The sequence below is a fragment of the Neisseria arctica genome, from assembly GCF_022870905.1.
Classification (GTDB): Bacteria; Pseudomonadota; Gammaproteobacteria; order Burkholderiales; family Neisseriaceae; genus Neisseria; species Neisseria arctica.
In genome coordinates this window covers 2,260,788-2,278,537 of record NZ_CP091510.1, presented here as the reverse complement: position 1 = coordinate 2,278,537, position 17,750 = coordinate 2,260,788, and the positions used below count along the sequence as shown (strand labels likewise).

The window sequence follows — 17,750 nt, the reverse complement described above, 5'->3', positions numbered from 1 at the left end:
ATTTATTTTTAACAATTTGATAGATATAAAAAATAAAATGCGTTAAATGTAATTTTTAACGCATTTTATTTCATAGTGATGTATTTTTTTGTAAGAAATATTTAGGTTTTCTCAGCCTTTAGACGGCCTTGGCGGTGCGCCGGCGGGTTGTTTGAAGCGGTTGTAAGAAAAGAGATATTGCTCCGGAAATCGGTGTATCCACGCTTCGACATTATCGTTAATCAGTTGTACATCGTTTTCTGTTTGACCGCTGAGTGCGCCTTGCAAAGGTTCGATATGTAAGGCAAAGCCGTCTCCGTTGGGAAGGCGCTCGCCGCAAAAAAACAAAGTGGCCACATTGCTCACATTGGCTAATTTGGCCGCCAGCGTCATGGTGTAGGCTTCGCGGTTGAAAAAGCGGGCCCAAATACCGTCGCCGCCGCCGGGTACTTGGTCGGGTAGAACGATGGTAGCCTCTGCCGAGCGCAAAGCTTTTACGATCTGCTTTACCCCCTGCATATTGGCCGGTGCGGTACGGCCGTTGTCACGCACCCGGCCTGCATTCATGATTTCGCCAAGCCACTCGATTTTGGGCGGGCGGTACATGGCGGTTAAAGGGAACGGCAGGTGTTGGCTGATATAGCGTCCGGCCAAATCATAGCTGCCCAAATGAGGCGTAATTAAAAGCAGCCCTTTGCCCGCATTCAAGGCCGTCTGAATATGTTCCCAGCCGTACACTTCTTTAAACAATCCCGCAATTTCTTCGCTCGGGCGAGTCCAAGCGATCGGCAGTTCCAAACCGCCTTTCATGGTTTCCCGACAAACCGCTTTAATCAGCGTGTCGGTATTTGTGTTGTCTGTTATAATTCCAGCCGATTGAATGTTCTCGCGGATCCGTGCGCGCAGTTTCGGCTGGGTGTGATAGGCCAAAGTGCCGATAAGGTTGCCCATATGGTGCAGCAGAGGCAGCGGAATGGCGGCGATGAAGCGGAACAGCAAGGATATGATTTTTTGCATGGCGGTATATTATTCGGATAAGCATCAGGCTTATTTTAGCAAAGCCCGCCTACCAACCGCGAGAAAATACATGAGCGAATTTTTATTTACTTCCGAATCGGTTTCCGAAGGCCATCCCGATAAAGTGGCCGACCAAATTTCCGATGCCATTTTGGATGCCATTCTGAGCCAGGATCCGACCGCACGTGTGGCGGCGGAAACGTTGGTTAATACTGGTTTGTGCGTGCTGGCGGGCGAAGTCAGCACCACTGCCCATGTCAACTATATCCAAGTGGCGCGCGAAACCATCAAGCGTATCGGTTACAACAGCTCCGAAATGGGTTTTGATGCAGAGGGTTGCGCCGTTATGGTGTGCTACGACGAGCAATCTCCCGATATCGCCCAAGGCGTAAATGAAGGCGAAGGTGTGGATTTGGATATGGGCGCGGGCGACCAAGGCCTGATGTTCGGCTATGCTTGTGACGAAACCCCCGCACTGATGCCGTTTGCCATCTACTATGCCCACCGTTTGATGCAACGCCAAAGCGAAGTCCGCAAAGACGGCCGTTTGCCATGGTTACGTCCGGATGCCAAAGCACAGCTGACTTGCGTATACGATGCAGAAACAGGCAAAGTAAAACGTATCGATACGGTGGTGTTATCTACCCAGCACGAGCCGCATATCGAGCGCGACGAGCTGATCGAAGCCGTAAAAGAGTATATCATCAAGCCGGTATTGCCGGCGGAAATGCTGACCGAAGACACTAAGTATCTGATTAACCCGACAGGCCGTTTCGTGATTGGCGGACCGCAAGGCGATTGTGGTCTGACAGGCCGTAAAATTATTGTGGATACCTATGGTGGAGCCGCACCGCACGGCGGCGGCGCATTCTCGGGTAAAGATCCTACCAAGGTAGACCGTTCTGCCGCTTATGCATGCCGTTACGTAGCGAAAAACATTGTAGCCGCAGGTTTGGCCGACCAATGCCAGATTCAGATTTCTTACGCGATCGGTATCGCTCAACCGACCTCTATCGCCATCGATACTTTCGGCACCGGCAAAATTTCGGAAGAGAAGCTGATTAATCTGGTCCGCGAACACTTTGATTTGCGGCCGAAGGGCATCATCCAAATGCTCGACTTGCAACGCCCGATTTATAGCAAAACCGCTGCTTACGGCCACTTTGGCCGTGAAGAGCCGGAATTCACTTGGGAGCGTACCGATAAAGCTGCCGCATTAAAAGCAGCGGCGGGCTTGTAATACATTATTCTGAGAGATGCGCGGCGGTACATGATTGAATGTACCGCCGCTTTTTCTATTGTGTAAATATCCTGATGGCTGATTGGTAATAAACATACTAAGGCCGTCTGAAAGCTTGAACAGATGCGTTTACAAAAAACTTTCCGTGTAGATAGCAGATTAACAGGCCGGTGCCGGCAGAGATGCGCCGCCCGTATCATGCGTTTCTTATCCGATTGGATTTTGAAAATTTCCTTCAAAGTTTCCTACTGTTTGGCTCTGCAAGTTTTCAGACGGCCTTAGGGAACAATGTTAAAATAGCCGTTTATTTGCCATCTAGTTCAGACGGCCAGTCTGTTTATCCGAATGCTCACCGATCTCGAAAAAAACGCTATCCGCGACCACTATCAAAATATCGGCAAAAATCTGCCCAATTTCCGTCCGCGTGCCTCACAGCGGCAGATGATCGCCGCTATTGCCAATGCTTTTTCACGCAGCAAAAGCCGTGCCGAAGGTGAAGAAGCGCCCAAGCGGGAGGGCGAGAGTATCGCCGTGATCGAGGGGCCGACAGGCGTCGGAAAAAGTTTGGCTTATCTTTTGGCCGGCGGCATTATGGCGCAAACACGGGGTAAGCGGCTGATCGTGTCCAGCGCTACTGTTGCATTGCAAGAGCAGCTGGTAGACCGTGATTTGCCGTTTCTGGTGGAGCATTCCGGCTTGGAAATGAGTTTTGCGTTGGCCAAAGGCCGTGGGCGTTATCTTTGCCCTTACAAGCTTTACCAGCTCACCCAAAGCAATGCCCAGCAGAACCTGCTTGGCTTTGAAGAAGCACCGGCCGTTTTGTGGGATAGCAAACCCAAGCCCGAAGAATTGGCATTGTTGCGTGATATGGCCGACCGTTTTGCCGCCCGCAGTTTCAACGGCGACCGTGACAGTTGGCCTGAAAAAATAGATGACACTGTTTGGTTTAAAGTCACTAACGACCGTCACGGCTGTTTGAAAGCTGCTTGCCCTAACCGTGCGGAATGCCCGTTTTACCTGGCGCGCGAAGTATTGGAAACCGTAGATGTAGTCGTAGCTAACCACGACTTGCTGCTTTCCGATATCGGTATGGGCGGCGGCGTGATTCTGCCCGCGCCGGAAAACAGTTTTTACTGTATCGATGAGGCGCACCATCTGCCTAAAAAAGCCCTCAGCCAGTTTGCCGCCGAACATTCGTGGAACACCGCCGCGTGGACTTTGGAAAAATTACCGGCCCTCACCGGCAAAATAGCCATGGTGACGGATAAAGCGGAAATGGCGAATTTGGCCGACGAAGCGGCTGCCGCTTTGTTGGAAAGTTTGCACGAATGGCAATACCACTTGGGAGACGAGCCTGATTTGATGCCGTCTGAAAACAACGAATCCATTTGGTTGTGGCAGGACGGTAAGATTCCCGAATCGTTAGAGTTGTTGGTTTCCAATACAGCCGTGGCCGCACGCAGTTTGCTCAAACATCTTTACGGGTTGAATGATGCTCTTGCCGCTTCCCGCCGCGATAAAGAGCAAGACGGCGCGCTGATAGACCGTTTAAGCGGCGAGTTCGGTATGTTTGTGGCGCGTGCCGAACAAATCAGTGCAGTATGGGATTTGATGGCAACCGTGCCTGCCGAAGGCGAAGAACCGTTGGCCAAATGGGTGAGCCGTTCGACGGGCGAGAAAAATGATTATATCTTCAATGCCAGCCCTATCAGCAGTGCCAGTCATTTGGCCAACTGCTTGTGGCGTCGTGCAGCCGGAGCGGTGTTGACTTCAGCCACCTTGCAATCATTGGGTAATTTCAACCTGATTATGCGTCAAACCGGATTGCAGTGGCTGCCTGAAACGACCACCTTGGCACTGCCCAGCCCGTTTGATTTCGATGCCCAAGGCGAACTGTATATCCCGCCGCTGTCCGCCAGCCCGAAAGATCCGGCCGCCCATACCGATGAAATTGTCGAATGGCTGCCGAAGCTGATTTCTCTCGAAGAGCCCATTGGTACGCTGGTGTTGTTCAGTTCGCGCCGGCAAATGCAAGATGTCGCTTTGCGTTTGCCTGCCGATTATCTGCCGCTGTTGTTGGTACAGGGTGAGCTTTCCAAAGCCGTTTTACTACAAAAGCATTACGAAGCGATTGAGGCCGGGCGGCCCAGCATTATTTTCGGGTTAGACAGTTTTGCAGAGGGGCTTGATTTGCCCGGTGAGGCTTGTGTGCAGGTGGTGATTGCCAAGTTGCCGTTTTCCATGCCCGATAATCCCATCGAGAAAACCCAAAGCCGTTGGATTGAGCAGCGCGGAGGCAATCCGTTTATTGAAATTACCGTACCTGAAGCGAGTATCAAGCTGGTGCAGGCGGTAGGCCGTTTGATTCGCACAGAAAGCGATTACGGAAGAGTGACCATATTGGATAACCGTGTGCGCACACAGCGTTACGGTAAGCAGTTGTTGGCGTGTTTGCCGCCGTTTAAGCGTATCGGCTGACTATCTTATCCCTAGTGATATTGATGTTAGCGTAATATCTGGAAAACAAATGCCGTCTGAAAAATCTTTCAGACGGCATTTGTTTTCTGTGTTAGGAATGTTTGGAGAGTATTAAATAATTCAATGCACTCACATTTGTTTAAAGTAAGCCAGTAGTGTTTGCGGCAGCCAATTGAGATGGCCGCGCCCGCTACCGCTGACAAAGCCGACATGGCCGCCTTGTGCGGGTTGGTAGAGGGTTACATATTTAGAAACCTCTTTTTCAGACGGCAAAGCTTCGGGAGGGAGGAAAGGGTCGTTTACCGCGTTAAGCAACAATAAGGGAATGCCGACATCGTGTAGCAGTGGTTTGCTGGATGCCCGCCGGTAATAATCTGCGGCATCGGCAAAGCCGTGTAGCGGAGCGGTGAAGGCATTGTCGAAATCACGCAAGGTGCGGCAGCGGTTTAAGTATTCGGTATTGAAATTGAAAGCGCGTGCTTTGGGCAGAAGGGTGTTGAGAAAGTAGCGGGTGTAGAGCAGGCGTGTCGTGCCGCGGTCGAAGCGCGTTCCGGCGGCAGTCAAATCGAGTGGAGCCGAAATAGCCGCGGCGGCTTTTGGAATGGCGCAGCCTCCGGCTTCGCCGAGATATTTTGCCAGAGCATTACCGCCGAGTGAAACGCCCGCTGCATAGATAGTGCGGTAACGTGCAGCTAATGTTTGCAGCATAAACCCGATTTCGCGGCTATCGCCCGAGTGGTAGTAAACCGGAGCAGTGTTGGGAACGCCGCCGCAACCGCGGAAGTGGGCGACTACTCCGTTCCAACCGCGACGGGCTACTGCTTCCATCAACGCTACCGCATAATGGCTACGGCTGCTGCCTTCCAAACCGTGAAATAAAACCACCAATGGTGCGTCTTTATCCGCACTGTCGATAAAATCATAGGCGACCAGCGTTTGCCCTGTGCTGTCGGGCAGCATTTCGCGGCGGTAGAGGGGTGGGGGCGGTTGAAGTGCTTTGGCATAGAGTGTTTGCAAATTACCGCCCACCAGCCAGCGGGGTGTGTGCAGAATGGGTAGGTTGTGTGGAACCGGGGTTGCCATGTTGAGATAAGTCCCTATGGTATAATTTGTTTTATTATAAATGATTTGATTGGAAGCGTTTTATGGGCTCGACAAATAATTGGCTGCACTGGGAAAGGTGGGCTGATAAAACGATGTTGTTCGGCGGGGATCTGTTGGAAGCCTTGGTGATTTTGCTGGTTGGAAAATGGATTGTCGGCAGGATTATCGCTTTGGTACAAAAAGCATTTGCCCGGTCGAAGGTGGATAAAACTTTGGCAGGTTTTATCATAAATGTACTCAATATCTTGTTGTTGGTTTTTGTGTTGATGACTGCGCTCAGTAAGGTAGGTGTGCCGACTAATTCGGTTGCGGCATTGATCGGCGGTGCGGGTTTGGCGGTCGGTTTGGCTTTGAAAGACCAGCTTTCCAATTTTGCCGCAGGCGTACTGATCATTTTGTTCCGACCGTTTAAAGTGGGTGATTTTATTCGTGCGGGCGATAAAGAAGGATATGTTTTGGAAATTAAAATCGTGCAAACTTCTTTGCGGACCGATGCCAACGAAGAGGTGATTATTCCCAACGGCGTATTGATGAGCAGTAGTATTGTTAATAAATCATCATTGCCGCAAAGGCGGGCGCAGGTGGTGGTAGGCGTGGGTTATGGTGCGGATTTGCAAGCGGCCAAGGCGGCTGTGTTACGTGCGGCTACCGAGCATCCGAAAAATATTGAAACGGTCAATCCGGCTACGGTACAGATAACCAATTTGGGATCCGGATCGATTGAAATCACCTTATGGGCATGGACGGAAGAGGCCGATTGGTGGGATTTCCAATGCGATCTGAACGAACGGGTAGTCGAAAATCTTCGTGCAGCGAATATCAGTATGCCGTTTCCGCAGTAACTTCCGTATTGGTATATTGCGGGCCGTCTGAAATTATGTTTCAGACGGCCTGAGTGTTTTCCGCTACCAAACGTTACACAACGATCGCGCCCATTGAGTCCGTAGGTTTGAAGGCTGCCAAAATGCCTTCGATAATGCCGATGACTCCGGGGATAAATGTCCAGCTGAACAAGAAGTATAAAATACCCATCCATACGCGTCCGGCGCAAAATTTATGTACCCCGAACGAGCCAAACAGTAAAGCCATGGCAACATAAAGGGCTTTATTGCAGGTATGCGGATAAGATGCGGCGTAAGAAACCGGTTGCATAGGATTGTTTCCTTCTTAATTAAAAACGTTATGCTCGATAAATGGGGCAGTAGCGGCGAAAATTAAAGTTTAAATATCGGTAAAGAAAAGCAAAAAACAAACGGGCTGCTATCGGTCGTCCGGGTTTGTCGAAAAGGCGGTAAACCGTTGCTGGCCGGTTTCGAATACAAAAGCATCCAGCGGCATATCGTGCGGTTCATGCGGAAAGCGGCCTTCATAATATTGGCAGGCAAATCCGACGCCGATTTTTTTTGGTTGCAGACGGTGGCGTGCGGCAGCCAACGATGCATCGTAATAGCCGCCGCCTTGTCCGAGCCGGTAGCCGAAACGGTCAACACCTACCAGGGGCAGCAGCAACAGGTTTAGGCGGTGGATGCGTATTTTCCGGCCTATAAATTGCGGAATATCCGGTCGGCGGCAGCGGCGTTTGCGTTCGGCTTTGGCATCGGTTTCGGGGTATGGGGTAAACCAAAGCCGTAAAGCGTCGGCTTCAATATAGGGCAGATAAACTTGTGCACCGCGTTGTCTTGCTTTGCGGGCAAAGTCATGCAGACTTAATTCACTGCCTACCGGCCAATAGATGCCGATGCGGGCATGGCGTTTGATATATCGGTAAAGATTGCGGTTGGCTTTGCGCGTGGCACGGGTGCGCTCGCTTGAGCTCAAGCCTTTGCGGGCGAGACGGAATTGCCGGCGTAGGGCGGATTTTTCGTTTTTCAGCATGATGGTCGTGAGGATAGGTTAACGGGTAAGCGGATAAACCGTGTGGCAAATATCCTATGGTAATCGTGCAATTGGCCTGTAACACCCAAATATGCCGTTAAGGCCAAATTAGGTATAAGGGCCGTCTGAAAAAGAAAAATATGTGCGGGTAGCGTTTGGTAAGTTTTTCAGACGGCATTTCTTGATTAAAAGCAATCGGCGGCTTAGTAAGCTTAGCCTGGCGAATTGTTAAGTTTGTGCTAGGAGGTTCCGTCCTTGCTGGATATAGTTTTGCATTTCATCGTCAGGAACCATGCTGCCGCCGGTGCTCCAAATCAAATGGGTAGCATTGGCTAACTGGCTGCGGTTGAAGCGTTGCCTGATGCGGTATGCCGAGTTTTCCGCCAGAATGCGCCCGTAGCCGGCAATGCCCGCGGCGGCAGAAGGCTCTACAAATATGCCGTCGCTGTCGGCCAGTAGGGCGAGCAAGCGGAATAGCTCGTCATCATCTACCGTATAGTAGCCGCTGATGAGCCGCTGCATGGCACGTCCCACTAATCCCGAAGGGCGGCCTACGGCCAAACCATCGGCGGCTGTTCGGTTATCAAGGCCGATATCGGCAACGGAAATTTGGTCGTGCAGACCACTGTATACACCCAGCATCATGCAGGGCGAACGAGTGGGCTCGGCAAAGAAACAGTGTACGTTCTCACCGAACGCCAGCTTTAAGCCGAAAGCCACGCCGCCCGGTCCGCCGCCGACACCGCATGGCAGATAAACAAATAGGGGATGGTTGCTATCGACCTCTATACCGTGTGTTGCAAACTGCTGTTTGAGTCTCTCACCCGCAACGGCATAGCCTAAAAATAATTGGGCAGAATGCTCGTCATCTACAAAATGGCAGTAAGGATTGGCAGCTGCCTGTGCGCGGCCGGCGGCAACGGCTTCGCCATAATCTCCGGTGTATTCGACTACGGTAACGCCTGCCGTGCGCAGTTTGTCTTTTTTCCATTGGCGGGCATCGGCAGACATATGCACGCTGGCTTTAAAGCCGAGCTTTGCCGCCATAATTCCGATGGAAAGCCCCAGATTGCCTGTGGAACCGACAGCGATTTCGTGTTGTGAGAACAGGGCTTTGGCAGGTGCTGCCGCAAGCATCGCATAATTGGATTGATGCGTTATCAGCCCATTGGTAACGGCTAATTTTTCGGCATGATGCAGTACTTCGTAAATGCCGCCCCGAGCTTTAATCGAGCCGGAAACAGGCAGTTGGTGGTCGGCTTTCAGCCAAAGGCGTCCGGTATCGGTAAGGCCGTGCCGATCGGTTAATATTTGTTGTAATTCGGGTAATAAGTAGAGCGGACTTTCAATTATCCCCCCGGCCATTGCGGTTTCGGGAAAGGCCGTCTGAATATAGGCGGCGAAGCGTTGCAGGCGCCGGGCGGCGTCATCTACGTCGGTTTTGTTAAACGGCACATCGCTGATGGCCTCATCATACGGAGGCAGCTCAGGAAACCATTCGGTTTCTTGTGCGGAGGCAAGCTGCTTGATTAAAGGATCTTGGGCATTAAGATGCAGATACATATTTTCAGACGGCCTGTTTGAAAGTTAAATAGATAGTGTTGTTCACACATTAAAATCAGTCGGGCAAACAACTTCTAGAGTTATGGCGCAAGATTAATTTATTTGAGGCTTGAAGCAGGCTAACCGAAAACAGGCCGTCGGTGCAATATGGATTATCAATTTCCCTTGGTTGAACTGGCACAATTTAGTTATTGTGTAAAGTAGCCAGCCACCTGGCAAGCCGGTAAAGGCAGGTGGATTCAGTGTAGAATGCTTTATTTTTCACCGGGTAAACGTAAGCCGGCTTTCCGGTACGGAAACTTAAGGAGGAAACTATGTGGCACATTGTAGCTATCGGCTATTTGTTTGTTACCATCATGTTTGCCGCCGCCCAACCCAGTATCGCACGCGTACTGATTTATTTGATATTTTGGTCGGTACTGCCTAGCTTGTTTGTGTTTTGGGTAGTAAAAACCCGGCGGCGCAACCGATTGGAAAAGCTGCAACAGCAAAAAAATGAAAAGGCATAATAAAACTTTTCATACGGCCTTGTTTCTTATATAATTTCGCAGCTTCATTTCGGAAGCGGTTTTTTTTATTTTTGAAACGCTCGCACTTTGCGCCAAAGGGTGCTTATTAATCAATAAGTTCTGTGCGCACAAGTGTATGCTTTAACCCTTTAAGGAATATTATGTCTCAAGTTACTATGCGCCAAATGCTGGAAGCAGGCGTTCACTTCGGCCACCAAACCCGTTACTGGAATCCGAAAATGGAACAATACATTTTCGGTGCCCGCAATAAAATCCATATCGTAAACTTGGAAAAAACCTTGCCGTTGTTCCAAGAAGCACAAGACGTGGTACGCCGTTTGGTAGCCAATAAAGGTACCGTATTGTTCGTAGGTACCAAACGCCAGGCGCGTGACATCATCCGCGAAGAAGCTACCCGTGCCGGTATGCCTTTCGTAGATCACCGTTGGTTGGGCGGTATGTTGACCAACTACAAAACCGTTAAACAATCTATCAAACGCTTGGAAGAGAAATCAGCCATCTTGGAAAAAGCTGCCGAAAGCGGCTTTAATAAGAAAGAAATTCTCGACATGCAGCGCGAAGTTGAAAAACTGGAGCGCTCTTTGGGCGGTATCAAAGATATGAAAGGTTTGCCGGATGCGATTTTCGTAATCGATACCGGTTACCAAAAAGGTACTTTGGTAGAAGCCGAAAAATTGGGTATTCCAGTGATTGCCGTTGTTGATACCAACAACAGCCCTGACGGTGTGAAACACGTTATCCCGGGTAACGATGACTCTGCCAAAGCTATCCGTCTGTATTGCCGCGGTATTGCCGATGCAGTATTGGAAGGCAAAAACCAAGCCGTACAGGAAACCGTTGCAGCTGCTCAAGCTGCTGCCGAGCAGACTGCCGAATAAAGCAGTATATGCGAAAGGGGCAACGCCCCTTTTTTCAGGCGGCCTGAATGCTTTTTAAAGGCAGGCGGCCTGAGTCAGTTTTTGATGCGGCGGTATTGGCCGCCGCATTCCGCTAAAAATTTAGGAGTAAGAAAATGTCTGCAATTACCGCAAAAATGGTTGCCGATTTGCGTGCCGCTACCGGTTTGGGCATGATGGAATGCAAAAAAGCCTTGGTTGAAGCCGAAGGCAATATGGAAAAAGCCGAAGAAATCCTGCGTATTAAATCTGGTGCGAAAGCCGGTAAATTGGCTGGTCGTACTGCTGCCGAAGGCGTATTGGCTTATGCTATAGAAGGTAATGTCGGCGTATTGGTTGAAGTAAACTGCGAAACCGACTTCGTTGCCAAAGATGCAGGCTTTGTGGCATTTGCTAATTCAGTAGCAAAAACTGCTGCTGAGAAAAAACCGGCTACTTTGGAAGAGCTGAGTGCCTTGGTAGAAGAAGAGCGTAAAGCAATTATTGCCAAATTGGGTGAAAATATGTCTGTACGCCGCTTTGAAATTATCGAAACCGATAATAACCTGACTGCTTACATCCATGGTGCATTGGCTACCGAAGGTGTATTGGTTGAATACAAAGGTGCCGAAGATGTAGCCCGTAAAGTGGGCATGCACATTGTTGCTGCTAAGCCGCAATGTGTATCTGAAAGCGAAGTGGATGCGGAAACCGTTGAAAAAGAGCGTCGTATTTACACCCAACAAGCTATCGAATCAGGAAAACCTGCCGATATCGCAGAAAAAATGGTAGAAGGCCGCATCAAGAAATTCTTGGCTGAAGTGACTCTGAACGGCCAAGCTTTCGTGATGAATCCTGATCAAACCGTAGCTCAATTCTTGAAAGAGAACGGCGCTGAAGTTGTGCGTTTTGTGCGTTACAAAGTAGGTGACGGTATTGAGAAAAAAGAAGTGGATTACGCTGCTGAAGTAGCTGCTGCTGCCAAAGTGTAAGGCTGCTGTGAAAAAAAGCACTCGGATTCAGTCGAATCGGGGTGCTTTTTTTTGGCAAAAAATATATGTTAGGGTTGCCGGCTATTATGTTTTGATGCTGGTTGTATAATCTCTACCAGATTGTCCGATTGTCAAATCAACGAGTGGCTTTTGCAATTTTTAACGTAAAATCAGAGTACAATGCACGACGATAAAGCATTGTTAAAAAGTAAGCGGTTGCTTTCAGCAAGCTGCTGTTTGTATAGAAATCCATTTTCACCAACTCTTCGCAGATGTAAGGCTGCTTCCTTACATTAGTAGAAATTTCTAAGGCTGTAACCATTGCTGTATTTTTCAACAAAATACCGTGGTTTCAGACGGCCTGCCAATAAAGCCCTATTCTTAAAGAAAGCAAGGTATTCGAATGACTCAGCAAACCAAATACAAACGCGTTTTATTGAAACTTTCAGGTGAAGCATTGCAAGGTCAAGATGCTTTCGGCATCAACCGCGAAACCATCATGCAGATTGTCGGACAGGTAAAAGAAATAATCGATATGGGAGTACAGGTCGGCGTGGTAATTGGCGGCGGTAATATTTTCCGTGGTGTGGCGACTCAAGCACAAGGTATGGATAGGGCAACAGCCGATTATATGGGCATGATGGCTACGGTGATGAATGCCTTGGCTTTGAAGGATGCCTTCGAATCACTAGGTGTAAAAGCCCGTGTGCAGTCTGCACTTTCTATGCAGCAAATAGCTGAAACTTATGCCCGTCCGAAAGCCATCCAATACTTGGAAGAAGGGAAAGTGGTTATCTTTGCCGCGGGTACTGGTAATCCTTTCTTTACTACCGATACGGCAGCTTCTTTGCGCGGTGCCGAAATGAACTGCGATATCATGTTGAAAGCGACAAATGTTGATGGGGTTTATACGGCTGATCCGAAAAAAGACCCAAGTGCAACGCGTTACCAAACCATCACATTTGATGAGGCTATCAGCAAAAATCTGCGCGTTATGGATGCGACGGCTTTTGCCTTATGCCGTGAGCAAAAGCTCAATATTGTCGTGTTTGCTATTGCTAAAGAAGGTGCGCTCAAGCGTGTGATTCAAGGCGAAGATGAAGGCACTTTGGTACATTATTAATCTGTTGGCCAGGCCTGATAACGGGCCTGTTGCCCTTGAGTAATGTGCTTTGCTTGTCGTAAAGCTTCAGGCGCGGTACTATGCGCTCTTATCAAATATTCAGGCCGCTTGAAAACTTTACAATAGATTTCAGACGGCCTCTGCCCTATTATTGTTTATCATCTGTTTAAGAGAATGAAAATATGATTAATGAAATTCAAAAAACTGCTGAAAGCAAAATGCAGCGTTCATTCGAAGTATTGAAAGAAAACTTGGCTAAGGTTCGCACCGGTCGCGCCCATACCGGCTTGCTTGATCAAGTAGAAGTGGAGTATTACGGAAGCCCTGTGCCTGTCAGCCAAGTAGCCAATGTAACTTTGATCGATGCACGCACTATCGGAGTCAAACCTTTTGAAAGCAATATGGCCGCTCCCATTGAAAAGGCTATCCGTGATTCAAACTTAGGCTTAAATCCTGCTTCTGTGGGCGATTTGATCCGTGTGCCGATGCCTATGCTGACCGAAGAGCGCCGTAAAGACCTGATTAAAGTAGTGCGTGGAGAAGCAGAGGAAGGACGCGTGGCCATCCGCAATGTGCGCCGTGATGCGAATAATGATTTCAAACGTATGCTGAAAGATAAAGAAGTATCGGAAGATGATGCACGCCGCGCCGAAGAGCAGATCCAAAAATTGACCGATAAATATATCGCCGAGGTTGATAAACTTCTTGCCGTTAAAGAAGAAGATCTGATGGCTATTTAAATATCGGAGTAGCCTGATGAGCAGTAGTAGTACGCAAACCATACTCGAGCACACACAAATTCCGCGCCATATCGCCGTGATTATGGATGGTAATGGCCGCTGGGCAAAAAAACGTCTGCTGCCGCGTGTAATGGGGCATAAAAAGGGATTAAATGCGCTTGAGAATATGGTAAAGCGTTGTGCTGCTTTAGGTGTACGGCATTTAACTGTTTTTGCGTTTTCTACCGAAAATTGGCGGCGCCCGGAAGAAGAGGTTTCTTTTCTGATGGGGCTGTTTTTACAGGCTTTGCAAAAACAAGTGGTGCGTTTGCATGAAAACAATATGCGGCTTCGTGTGATTGGGGATCGTAGCCGGTTTAATGTCGAGATTATCCGCGGTATCGATCAGGCAGAAGCACTGACTGCCAACAATACAGGGTTAACCTTGGCTATTGCCGCGGATTATGGCGGCCGATGGGATATCCTTCAGGCGGCTAATAAATTAATTGCAGAAGGAGCCGGGGAGATTACCGAAGAAGGTTTGGCGCGCCATTTGATGTTGGGCGGCGCGCCTGAACCGGACTTATTTATCCGAACCGGCGGAGAAACGCGCATCAGTAATTTTCTTTTATGGCAGTTGGCCTATACCGAGCTATATTTTACCGACACTTTATGGCCTGACTTTGACGATGCCGCCATAGATATGGCGATTGCTTCCTACCAAACCCGAGAGCGTCGCTTCGGCCGGACATCAGAGCAACTGCCGCCCGAGCAACAAAGGGGAGAATAGATTGTTATGTTAAAACAACGTGTGATTACTGCTCTAATATTGCTGCCCCTTATGCTGGGTATGCTGTTTTATGCTTCCGATGTGTTTTGGGCGTTATTTTCAGGGCTGATTGCGTTGCTGGCTTTGTGGGAATATACCCGTATGAGCGGCTTTAGCGGCGAGCAAAACCATCGTTATTTGGGTTTTACCGCACTATTCGGTGTGGTTGCTTATGCCGGTAATTGGGTTCTGCCACCAATAGTCTGGTTGGCTGTATTGTTGTTCTGGTTGGTTGCCATGCCGTTATGGCTGATTAAAAAATGGAAGCTACAGGCAAATTGGAAAGCTTACAGCGTAGGCTGGATATTGATGGTCCCCTTCTGGTTTGCATTGGTTACCTTGCGGCCGAGTACAGAAGCCGCAACTTCGCTACTGGCTGTGATGGGTTTGGTATGGATTGCGGATATCGCCGCATATTTTTGTGGTAAAGCATTCGGTAAGCGCAAGCTTGCGCCTGCTATCAGCCCGGGAAAAAGTTGGGAAGGGGCAATCGGTGGCGCGTTATGTGTGGCCGTTTATTTGACATTGGTAATGAATGCAGGTTGGTTGGCTTTCGATACTTCTTGGATAGGCACAATTTGTATTGGTTTGATACTGACGGTAGTCAGCGTAGGGGGCGACTTGTTGGAAAGTTGGTTGAAACGTTCTGCCGGTATTAAAGACAGTAGTAACCTGCTGCCCGGACACGGCGGCGTATTTGATCGTGTCGACAGCTTAATTGCAGTATTGAGCGTTTATGCTGCAATGACAGTATTATTCGCATAACTAATATTTCAGACGGCATTGCATATTCGGCAGGCCGTCTGAATTTGCCTTTTTAGGCGGTTGTATAAATATCAAGATCGCATCAATATTTTAGTGCGGTTTTTAAATAAGAACCAAATCATGACCCGACAAGTCTTAACCGTTTTGGGAAGTACCGGCAGCATCGGTGAGAGTACGCTTGATGTAGTGGCACGACATCCCGACAAATTTCGTATTTTTGCTTTGGCCGGCCACAAACAGGTACAGAAATTAGCCGAACAATGTTTGGCCTTTCGCCCTCAATACGCCGTGGTGGCGGATGCCGAACATGCTTCACAGCTCTCGCAACGATTGATTGAGGTGCACTGTGAAACTGAGGTATTGTATGGTCGACAGGCTTTAATTGATGTTGCAGAAGCAGAAGAGGTCACTGCGGTGATGGCTGCGATTGTTGGAGCGGCAGGACTACCGTCGGCATTGGCTGCCGCCCGTGCAGGCAAGACTATTTATCTGGCTAATAAAGAAACCTTGGTTGTGTCCGGTGCCCTGTTTATGCAGACGGCCAAAGATAGTGGCGCCTGGGTTTTGCCGGTCGATAGCGAGCATAATGCTATTTACCAAGTATTGCCGACGAATTATCGGGGCGGATTGGATGAACACGGGATACGGTCAATCATCCTGACTGCTTCGGGCGGCCCTTTTTTAAATACCGATTTGGCTGATTTTGTAAGTATTACGCCGGCTCAAGCAGTGAAGCATCCTAACTGGAGCATGGGACAGAAGATTTCGGTAGATTCAGCCACTATGATGAATAAGGGCTTAGAGCTGATTGAGGCGCATTGGTTATTCCAATGCCCGCCCGACAGACTCGAAGTCGTAATTCACCCGCAAAGTGTGATTCACAGTATGGTACGCTATTTGGATGGTTCGGTACTGGCACAAATGGGAACTCCTGATATGCGAACGCCGATAGCCTATTGTTTGGGATTGCCTGAGCGTATCGAGTCGGGTGTGGATGCTTTGGATTTCGGTAGTTTAGGCGGTTTGACTTTTAGCAAGCCCGACTTTGTCCGATTTCCTTGTTTGAAATTGGCCTATGATGCAATGTATGCGGGCGGTGGTGCGCCGTGCGTGTTGAATGCCGCTAATGAAGAGGCAGTAGCCGCTTTTTTGCAGAGTAAGATCCGCTTTACTGATATTGCACAAGTAGTGGAACATTGTTTACAGCAGGAATTTTCAGACGGCCTAAATGATTTGGACGGTTTGTTGGCGCAGGATACGGAAACCCGTTCCCACGCGCAACAATATATTTCCGGTTTGCAGGGTTAAGGATTAGTTTTGACTATTTTAGCTTTTATTGTTGCTATTTTGATTTTGGTGAGCCTGCATGAATTTGGCCACTATGCCGTTGCACGCCTGTTTGGCGTGAAAGTATTGCGGTTTAGTGTCGGATTCGGCAAGCCGTTTTATAAGAAAAAGCGGGGAGATACCGAATGGTGCCTGGCACCGATTCCGTTGGGTGGTTATGTCAAAATGGTCGACACCCGGGAAGGCCCGGTGCCAGAAGCCGACTTGCCCTACGCTTTCGACAAACAGCACCCGGCAAAGCGTATCGCGATTGTAGCAGCCGGCCCGCTTACTAATTTACTGTTGGCAGTATTGTTTTACGGTTTGAGCTTCTCATTCGGCGTTACAGAAATACGCCCGTATGTAGGTATGGTCGAGCCGGCAAGTATTGCTGCAAAAGCAGGCTTTCAGCCTGGCGACAAAATTCTGTCGGTAAACGGTACCAAAGTGAAAGATTGGACGGATGCTCAAGCAGAAATAGTCTTGAATTTGGAAGCAGGCCAGGTTGCCGTAGATGTGCAAACAGAAAATGCTACTAACGCCACACGCACGATTGATGTTGCAGGTACGCAGGCTGCTAAAAATGTGGCAAAGCAGGAAGGCAATATCGGCTTCGTACCGTTTAAGTTAACCAATAAAATCGGTTTGGTTGCGCCTAACAGCCCTGCTGAGCGCGCAGGCTTGAAAAAAGGCGACGTTTTACTTGCTGCTGATGGTCGCGAGTTATCCGACTGGAGAGACTGGGTGGTATTGTTTCGGAACAGCCCGGGTAAAAACCTAGAGATTACATACGGTCGTGATGGTGCTGTCGCCAAAACCCAATTGCGCCCTGATTCGGAGATGTCCGCTAACGGAATGTTGTCGGGTAAAGTAGGCGTAGCTGCAGAGCGGGATAAAGCGTGGGATGAAAAAATCCGCCATCAATATATGCCCAGCATTGGAGAAGCCTTTGCAATGGGTACTGAAAAGATGTGGAATTACTCGGTAATGACAGTAAAATTTTTCGGTAAATTGCTGACAGGCCAAGCTTCAACCAGTCACATTTCCGGGCCGCTGACGATTGCCGATGTTGCCGGACGTACGGCAGCTATGGGTTTGCAAAGTTATTTGGAATTTTTAGCACTGGTAAGCGTTAGCTTAGGTGTATTGAATTTATTGCCGATTCCGGTTTTGGACGGCGGTCACTTGGTGTATTATACCGCCGAGTGGATAAGAGGTAAGCCCTTGAGCGAGCGCATTCAAATGTTGGGTTTGCGCTTGGGCATGGCAGCAATGCTGATGCTGATGCTGGTGGCTTTCTTTAACGACATTACCCGTTTGCTTGGATAAAACTTA

The 17,750-nt window shown here is 49.0% G+C and carries 18 protein-coding genes; 12 read left to right on the top strand and 6 right to left on the bottom strand.

Annotation, left to right across the window (positions count from 1 at the left end):
- Positions 1–111 precede the first annotated feature (111 nt).
- Complete coding sequence (locus tag LVJ86_RS10560) at positions 112–996, bottom strand: lysophospholipid acyltransferase family protein (RefSeq protein WP_047761065.1); 885 nt, start codon at positions 994–996, stop codon at positions 112–114.
- 70 nt (positions 997–1,066) lie between these two features.
- On the opposite strand from LVJ86_RS10560, the gene metK reads away from it, so the two are divergent.
- Both metK and dinG read left to right on the top strand, forming a co-directional pair.
- A complete protein-coding gene (gene metK / locus LVJ86_RS10555; RefSeq protein ID WP_047761084.1) occupies positions 1,067–2,236 on the top strand; it encodes a methionine adenosyltransferase in 1,170 nt (389 codons plus the stop codon).
- Between the two features lie 345 nt (positions 2,237–2,581).
- Positions 2,582–4,714 carry an ATP-dependent DNA helicase DinG gene (dinG, locus tag LVJ86_RS10550; protein ID WP_047761064.1) on the top strand — a complete coding sequence of 711 codons (2,133 nt, stop codon included), beginning with the start codon at positions 2,582–2,584 and terminating at the stop codon, positions 4,712–4,714.
- 129 nt (positions 4,715–4,843) lie between these two features.
- Here dinG and LVJ86_RS10545 read toward each other — a convergent pair whose 3' ends face one another.
- Positions 4,844–5,797 (bottom strand): YheT family hydrolase, encoded by a 954-nt coding sequence (locus LVJ86_RS10545; RefSeq protein ID WP_047761063.1) that lies wholly within the window; start codon positions 5,795–5,797, stop codon positions 4,844–4,846.
- 62 nt (positions 5,798–5,859) lie between these two features.
- On the opposite strand from LVJ86_RS10545, the gene LVJ86_RS10540 reads away from it, so the two are divergent.
- Positions 5,860–6,660 carry a mechanosensitive ion channel family protein gene (locus LVJ86_RS10540; protein WP_047761062.1) on the top strand — a complete coding sequence of 267 codons (801 nt, stop codon included), beginning with the start codon at positions 5,860–5,862 and terminating at the stop codon, positions 6,658–6,660.
- A gap of 73 nt (positions 6,661–6,733) precedes the next feature.
- On the opposite strand, the gene LVJ86_RS10535 is transcribed toward LVJ86_RS10540, so the two are convergent.
- From LVJ86_RS10535 to LVJ86_RS10525, 3 genes are all read right to left on the bottom strand, one after another.
- Positions 6,734–6,970, bottom strand: coding sequence for a TM2 domain-containing protein (locus LVJ86_RS10535; RefSeq protein ID WP_047761061.1), 237 nt, complete (start codon positions 6,968–6,970; stop codon positions 6,734–6,736).
- A gap of 108 nt (positions 6,971–7,078) precedes the next feature.
- Positions 7,079–7,693 (bottom strand): 5-formyltetrahydrofolate cyclo-ligase, encoded by a 615-nt coding sequence (locus tag LVJ86_RS10530; RefSeq protein ID WP_047761060.1) that lies wholly within the window; start codon positions 7,691–7,693, stop codon positions 7,079–7,081.
- 228 nt (positions 7,694–7,921) lie between these two features.
- Positions 7,922–9,256, bottom strand: a complete 1,335-nt coding sequence (locus LVJ86_RS10525; protein WP_047761059.1) for a D-serine ammonia-lyase — start codon at positions 9,254–9,256, stop codon at positions 7,922–7,924.
- Between the two features lie 314 nt (positions 9,257–9,570).
- Here LVJ86_RS10525 and LVJ86_RS10520 point away from each other — a divergent pair, with 314 nt between their 5' ends.
- The 3 genes from LVJ86_RS10520 (at position 9,571) to tsf (ending at position 11,653) form a co-directional block, all read left to right on the top strand.
- Positions 9,571–9,765 carry a hypothetical protein gene (locus LVJ86_RS10520; protein ID WP_047761058.1) on the top strand — a complete coding sequence of 65 codons (195 nt, stop codon included), beginning with the start codon at positions 9,571–9,573 and terminating at the stop codon, positions 9,763–9,765.
- A gap of 161 nt (positions 9,766–9,926) precedes the next feature.
- Positions 9,927–10,664 (top strand): 30S ribosomal protein S2, encoded by a 738-nt coding sequence (gene rpsB, locus LVJ86_RS10515; RefSeq protein ID WP_047761057.1) that lies wholly within the window; start codon positions 9,927–9,929, stop codon positions 10,662–10,664.
- A gap of 134 nt (positions 10,665–10,798) precedes the next feature.
- Complete coding sequence (gene tsf, locus LVJ86_RS10510; RefSeq protein WP_047761056.1) at positions 10,799–11,653, top strand: translation elongation factor Ts; 855 nt, start codon at positions 10,799–10,801, stop codon at positions 11,651–11,653.
- Between the two features lie 136 nt (positions 11,654–11,789).
- Here the strand turns inward: tsf and LVJ86_RS10505 are convergent, their stop codons facing one another.
- Positions 11,790–11,990, bottom strand: a complete 201-nt coding sequence (locus LVJ86_RS10505; protein ID WP_152667048.1) for a hypothetical protein — start codon at positions 11,988–11,990, stop codon at positions 11,790–11,792.
- Between the two features lie 66 nt (positions 11,991–12,056).
- Between LVJ86_RS10505 and pyrH the strand changes: the two genes are divergently transcribed.
- The 6 genes from pyrH (at position 12,057) to rseP (ending at position 17,744) form a co-directional block, all read left to right on the top strand.
- Complete coding sequence (gene pyrH, locus LVJ86_RS10500; protein WP_047761055.1) at positions 12,057–12,776, top strand: UMP kinase; 720 nt, start codon at positions 12,057–12,059, stop codon at positions 12,774–12,776.
- A gap of 182 nt (positions 12,777–12,958) precedes the next feature.
- Positions 12,959–13,516, top strand: a complete 558-nt coding sequence (gene frr, locus LVJ86_RS10495) for a ribosome recycling factor (protein ID WP_047761054.1) — start codon at positions 12,959–12,961, stop codon at positions 13,514–13,516.
- A gap of 16 nt (positions 13,517–13,532) precedes the next feature.
- A complete protein-coding gene (locus LVJ86_RS10490) occupies positions 13,533–14,285 on the top strand; it encodes an undecaprenyl pyrophosphate synthase (RefSeq protein WP_047761053.1) in 753 nt (250 codons plus the stop codon).
- A 6-nt stretch (positions 14,286–14,291) separates the two neighbouring features.
- Positions 14,292–15,089, top strand: coding sequence for a phosphatidate cytidylyltransferase (locus LVJ86_RS10485; protein WP_047761052.1), 798 nt, complete (start codon positions 14,292–14,294; stop codon positions 15,087–15,089).
- 120 nt (positions 15,090–15,209) lie between these two features.
- A complete protein-coding gene (gene ispC / locus LVJ86_RS10480) occupies positions 15,210–16,397 on the top strand; it encodes a 1-deoxy-D-xylulose-5-phosphate reductoisomerase (RefSeq protein WP_047761051.1) in 1,188 nt (395 codons plus the stop codon).
- Between the two features lie 9 nt (positions 16,398–16,406).
- Entirely contained in the window at positions 16,407–17,744 is a 1,338-nt protein-coding gene (gene rseP, locus LVJ86_RS10475; protein ID WP_047761050.1) for an RIP metalloprotease RseP, read from the top strand.
- Positions 17,745–17,750: the final 6 nt, after the last annotated feature.

What these genes read in the sequence shown, in the direction of transcription:
- frr (WP_047761054.1), top strand. Translation starts at nt 12,959, where the DNA reads ATGATTAATGAAATTCAAAAAACTGCTGAAAGCAAAATGCAGCGTTCA.
- LVJ86_RS10485 (WP_047761052.1), top strand. Translation starts at nt 14,292, where the DNA reads ATGTTAAAACAACGTGTGATTACTGCTCTAATATTGCTGCCCCTTATG.
- ispC (WP_047761051.1), top strand. Translation starts at nt 15,210, where the DNA reads ATGACCCGACAAGTCTTAACCGTTTTGGGAAGTACCGGCAGCATCGGT.
- tsf (WP_047761056.1), top strand. Translation starts at nt 10,799, where the DNA reads ATGTCTGCAATTACCGCAAAAATGGTTGCCGATTTGCGTGCCGCTACC.
- LVJ86_RS10490 (WP_047761053.1), top strand. Translation starts at nt 13,533, where the DNA reads ATGAGCAGTAGTAGTACGCAAACCATACTCGAGCACACACAAATTCCG.
- LVJ86_RS10540 (WP_047761062.1), top strand. Translation starts at nt 5,860, where the DNA reads ATGGGCTCGACAAATAATTGGCTGCACTGGGAAAGGTGGGCTGATAAA.
- LVJ86_RS10535 (WP_047761061.1), bottom strand. Translation starts at nt 6,970, where the DNA reads ATGCAACCGGTTTCTTACGCCGCATCTTATCCGCATACCTGCAATAAA.
- LVJ86_RS10560 (WP_047761065.1), bottom strand. Translation starts at nt 996, where the DNA reads ATGCAAAAAATCATATCCTTGCTGTTCCGCTTCATCGCCGCCATTCCG.
- rpsB (WP_047761057.1), top strand. Translation starts at nt 9,927, where the DNA reads ATGTCTCAAGTTACTATGCGCCAAATGCTGGAAGCAGGCGTTCACTTC.
- LVJ86_RS10530 (WP_047761060.1), bottom strand. Translation starts at nt 7,693, where the DNA reads ATGCTGAAAAACGAAAAATCCGCCCTACGCCGGCAATTCCGTCTCGCC.
- metK (WP_047761084.1), top strand. Translation starts at nt 1,067, where the DNA reads ATGAGCGAATTTTTATTTACTTCCGAATCGGTTTCCGAAGGCCATCCC.
- LVJ86_RS10520 (WP_047761058.1), top strand. Translation starts at nt 9,571, where the DNA reads ATGTGGCACATTGTAGCTATCGGCTATTTGTTTGTTACCATCATGTTT.
- pyrH (WP_047761055.1), top strand. Translation starts at nt 12,057, where the DNA reads ATGACTCAGCAAACCAAATACAAACGCGTTTTATTGAAACTTTCAGGT.
- dinG (WP_047761064.1), top strand. Translation starts at nt 2,582, where the DNA reads ATGCTCACCGATCTCGAAAAAAACGCTATCCGCGACCACTATCAAAAT.
- LVJ86_RS10525 (WP_047761059.1), bottom strand. Translation starts at nt 9,256, where the DNA reads ATGTATCTGCATCTTAATGCCCAAGATCCTTTAATCAAGCAGCTTGCC.
- LVJ86_RS10545 (WP_047761063.1), bottom strand. Translation starts at nt 5,797, where the DNA reads ATGGCAACCCCGGTTCCACACAACCTACCCATTCTGCACACACCCCGC.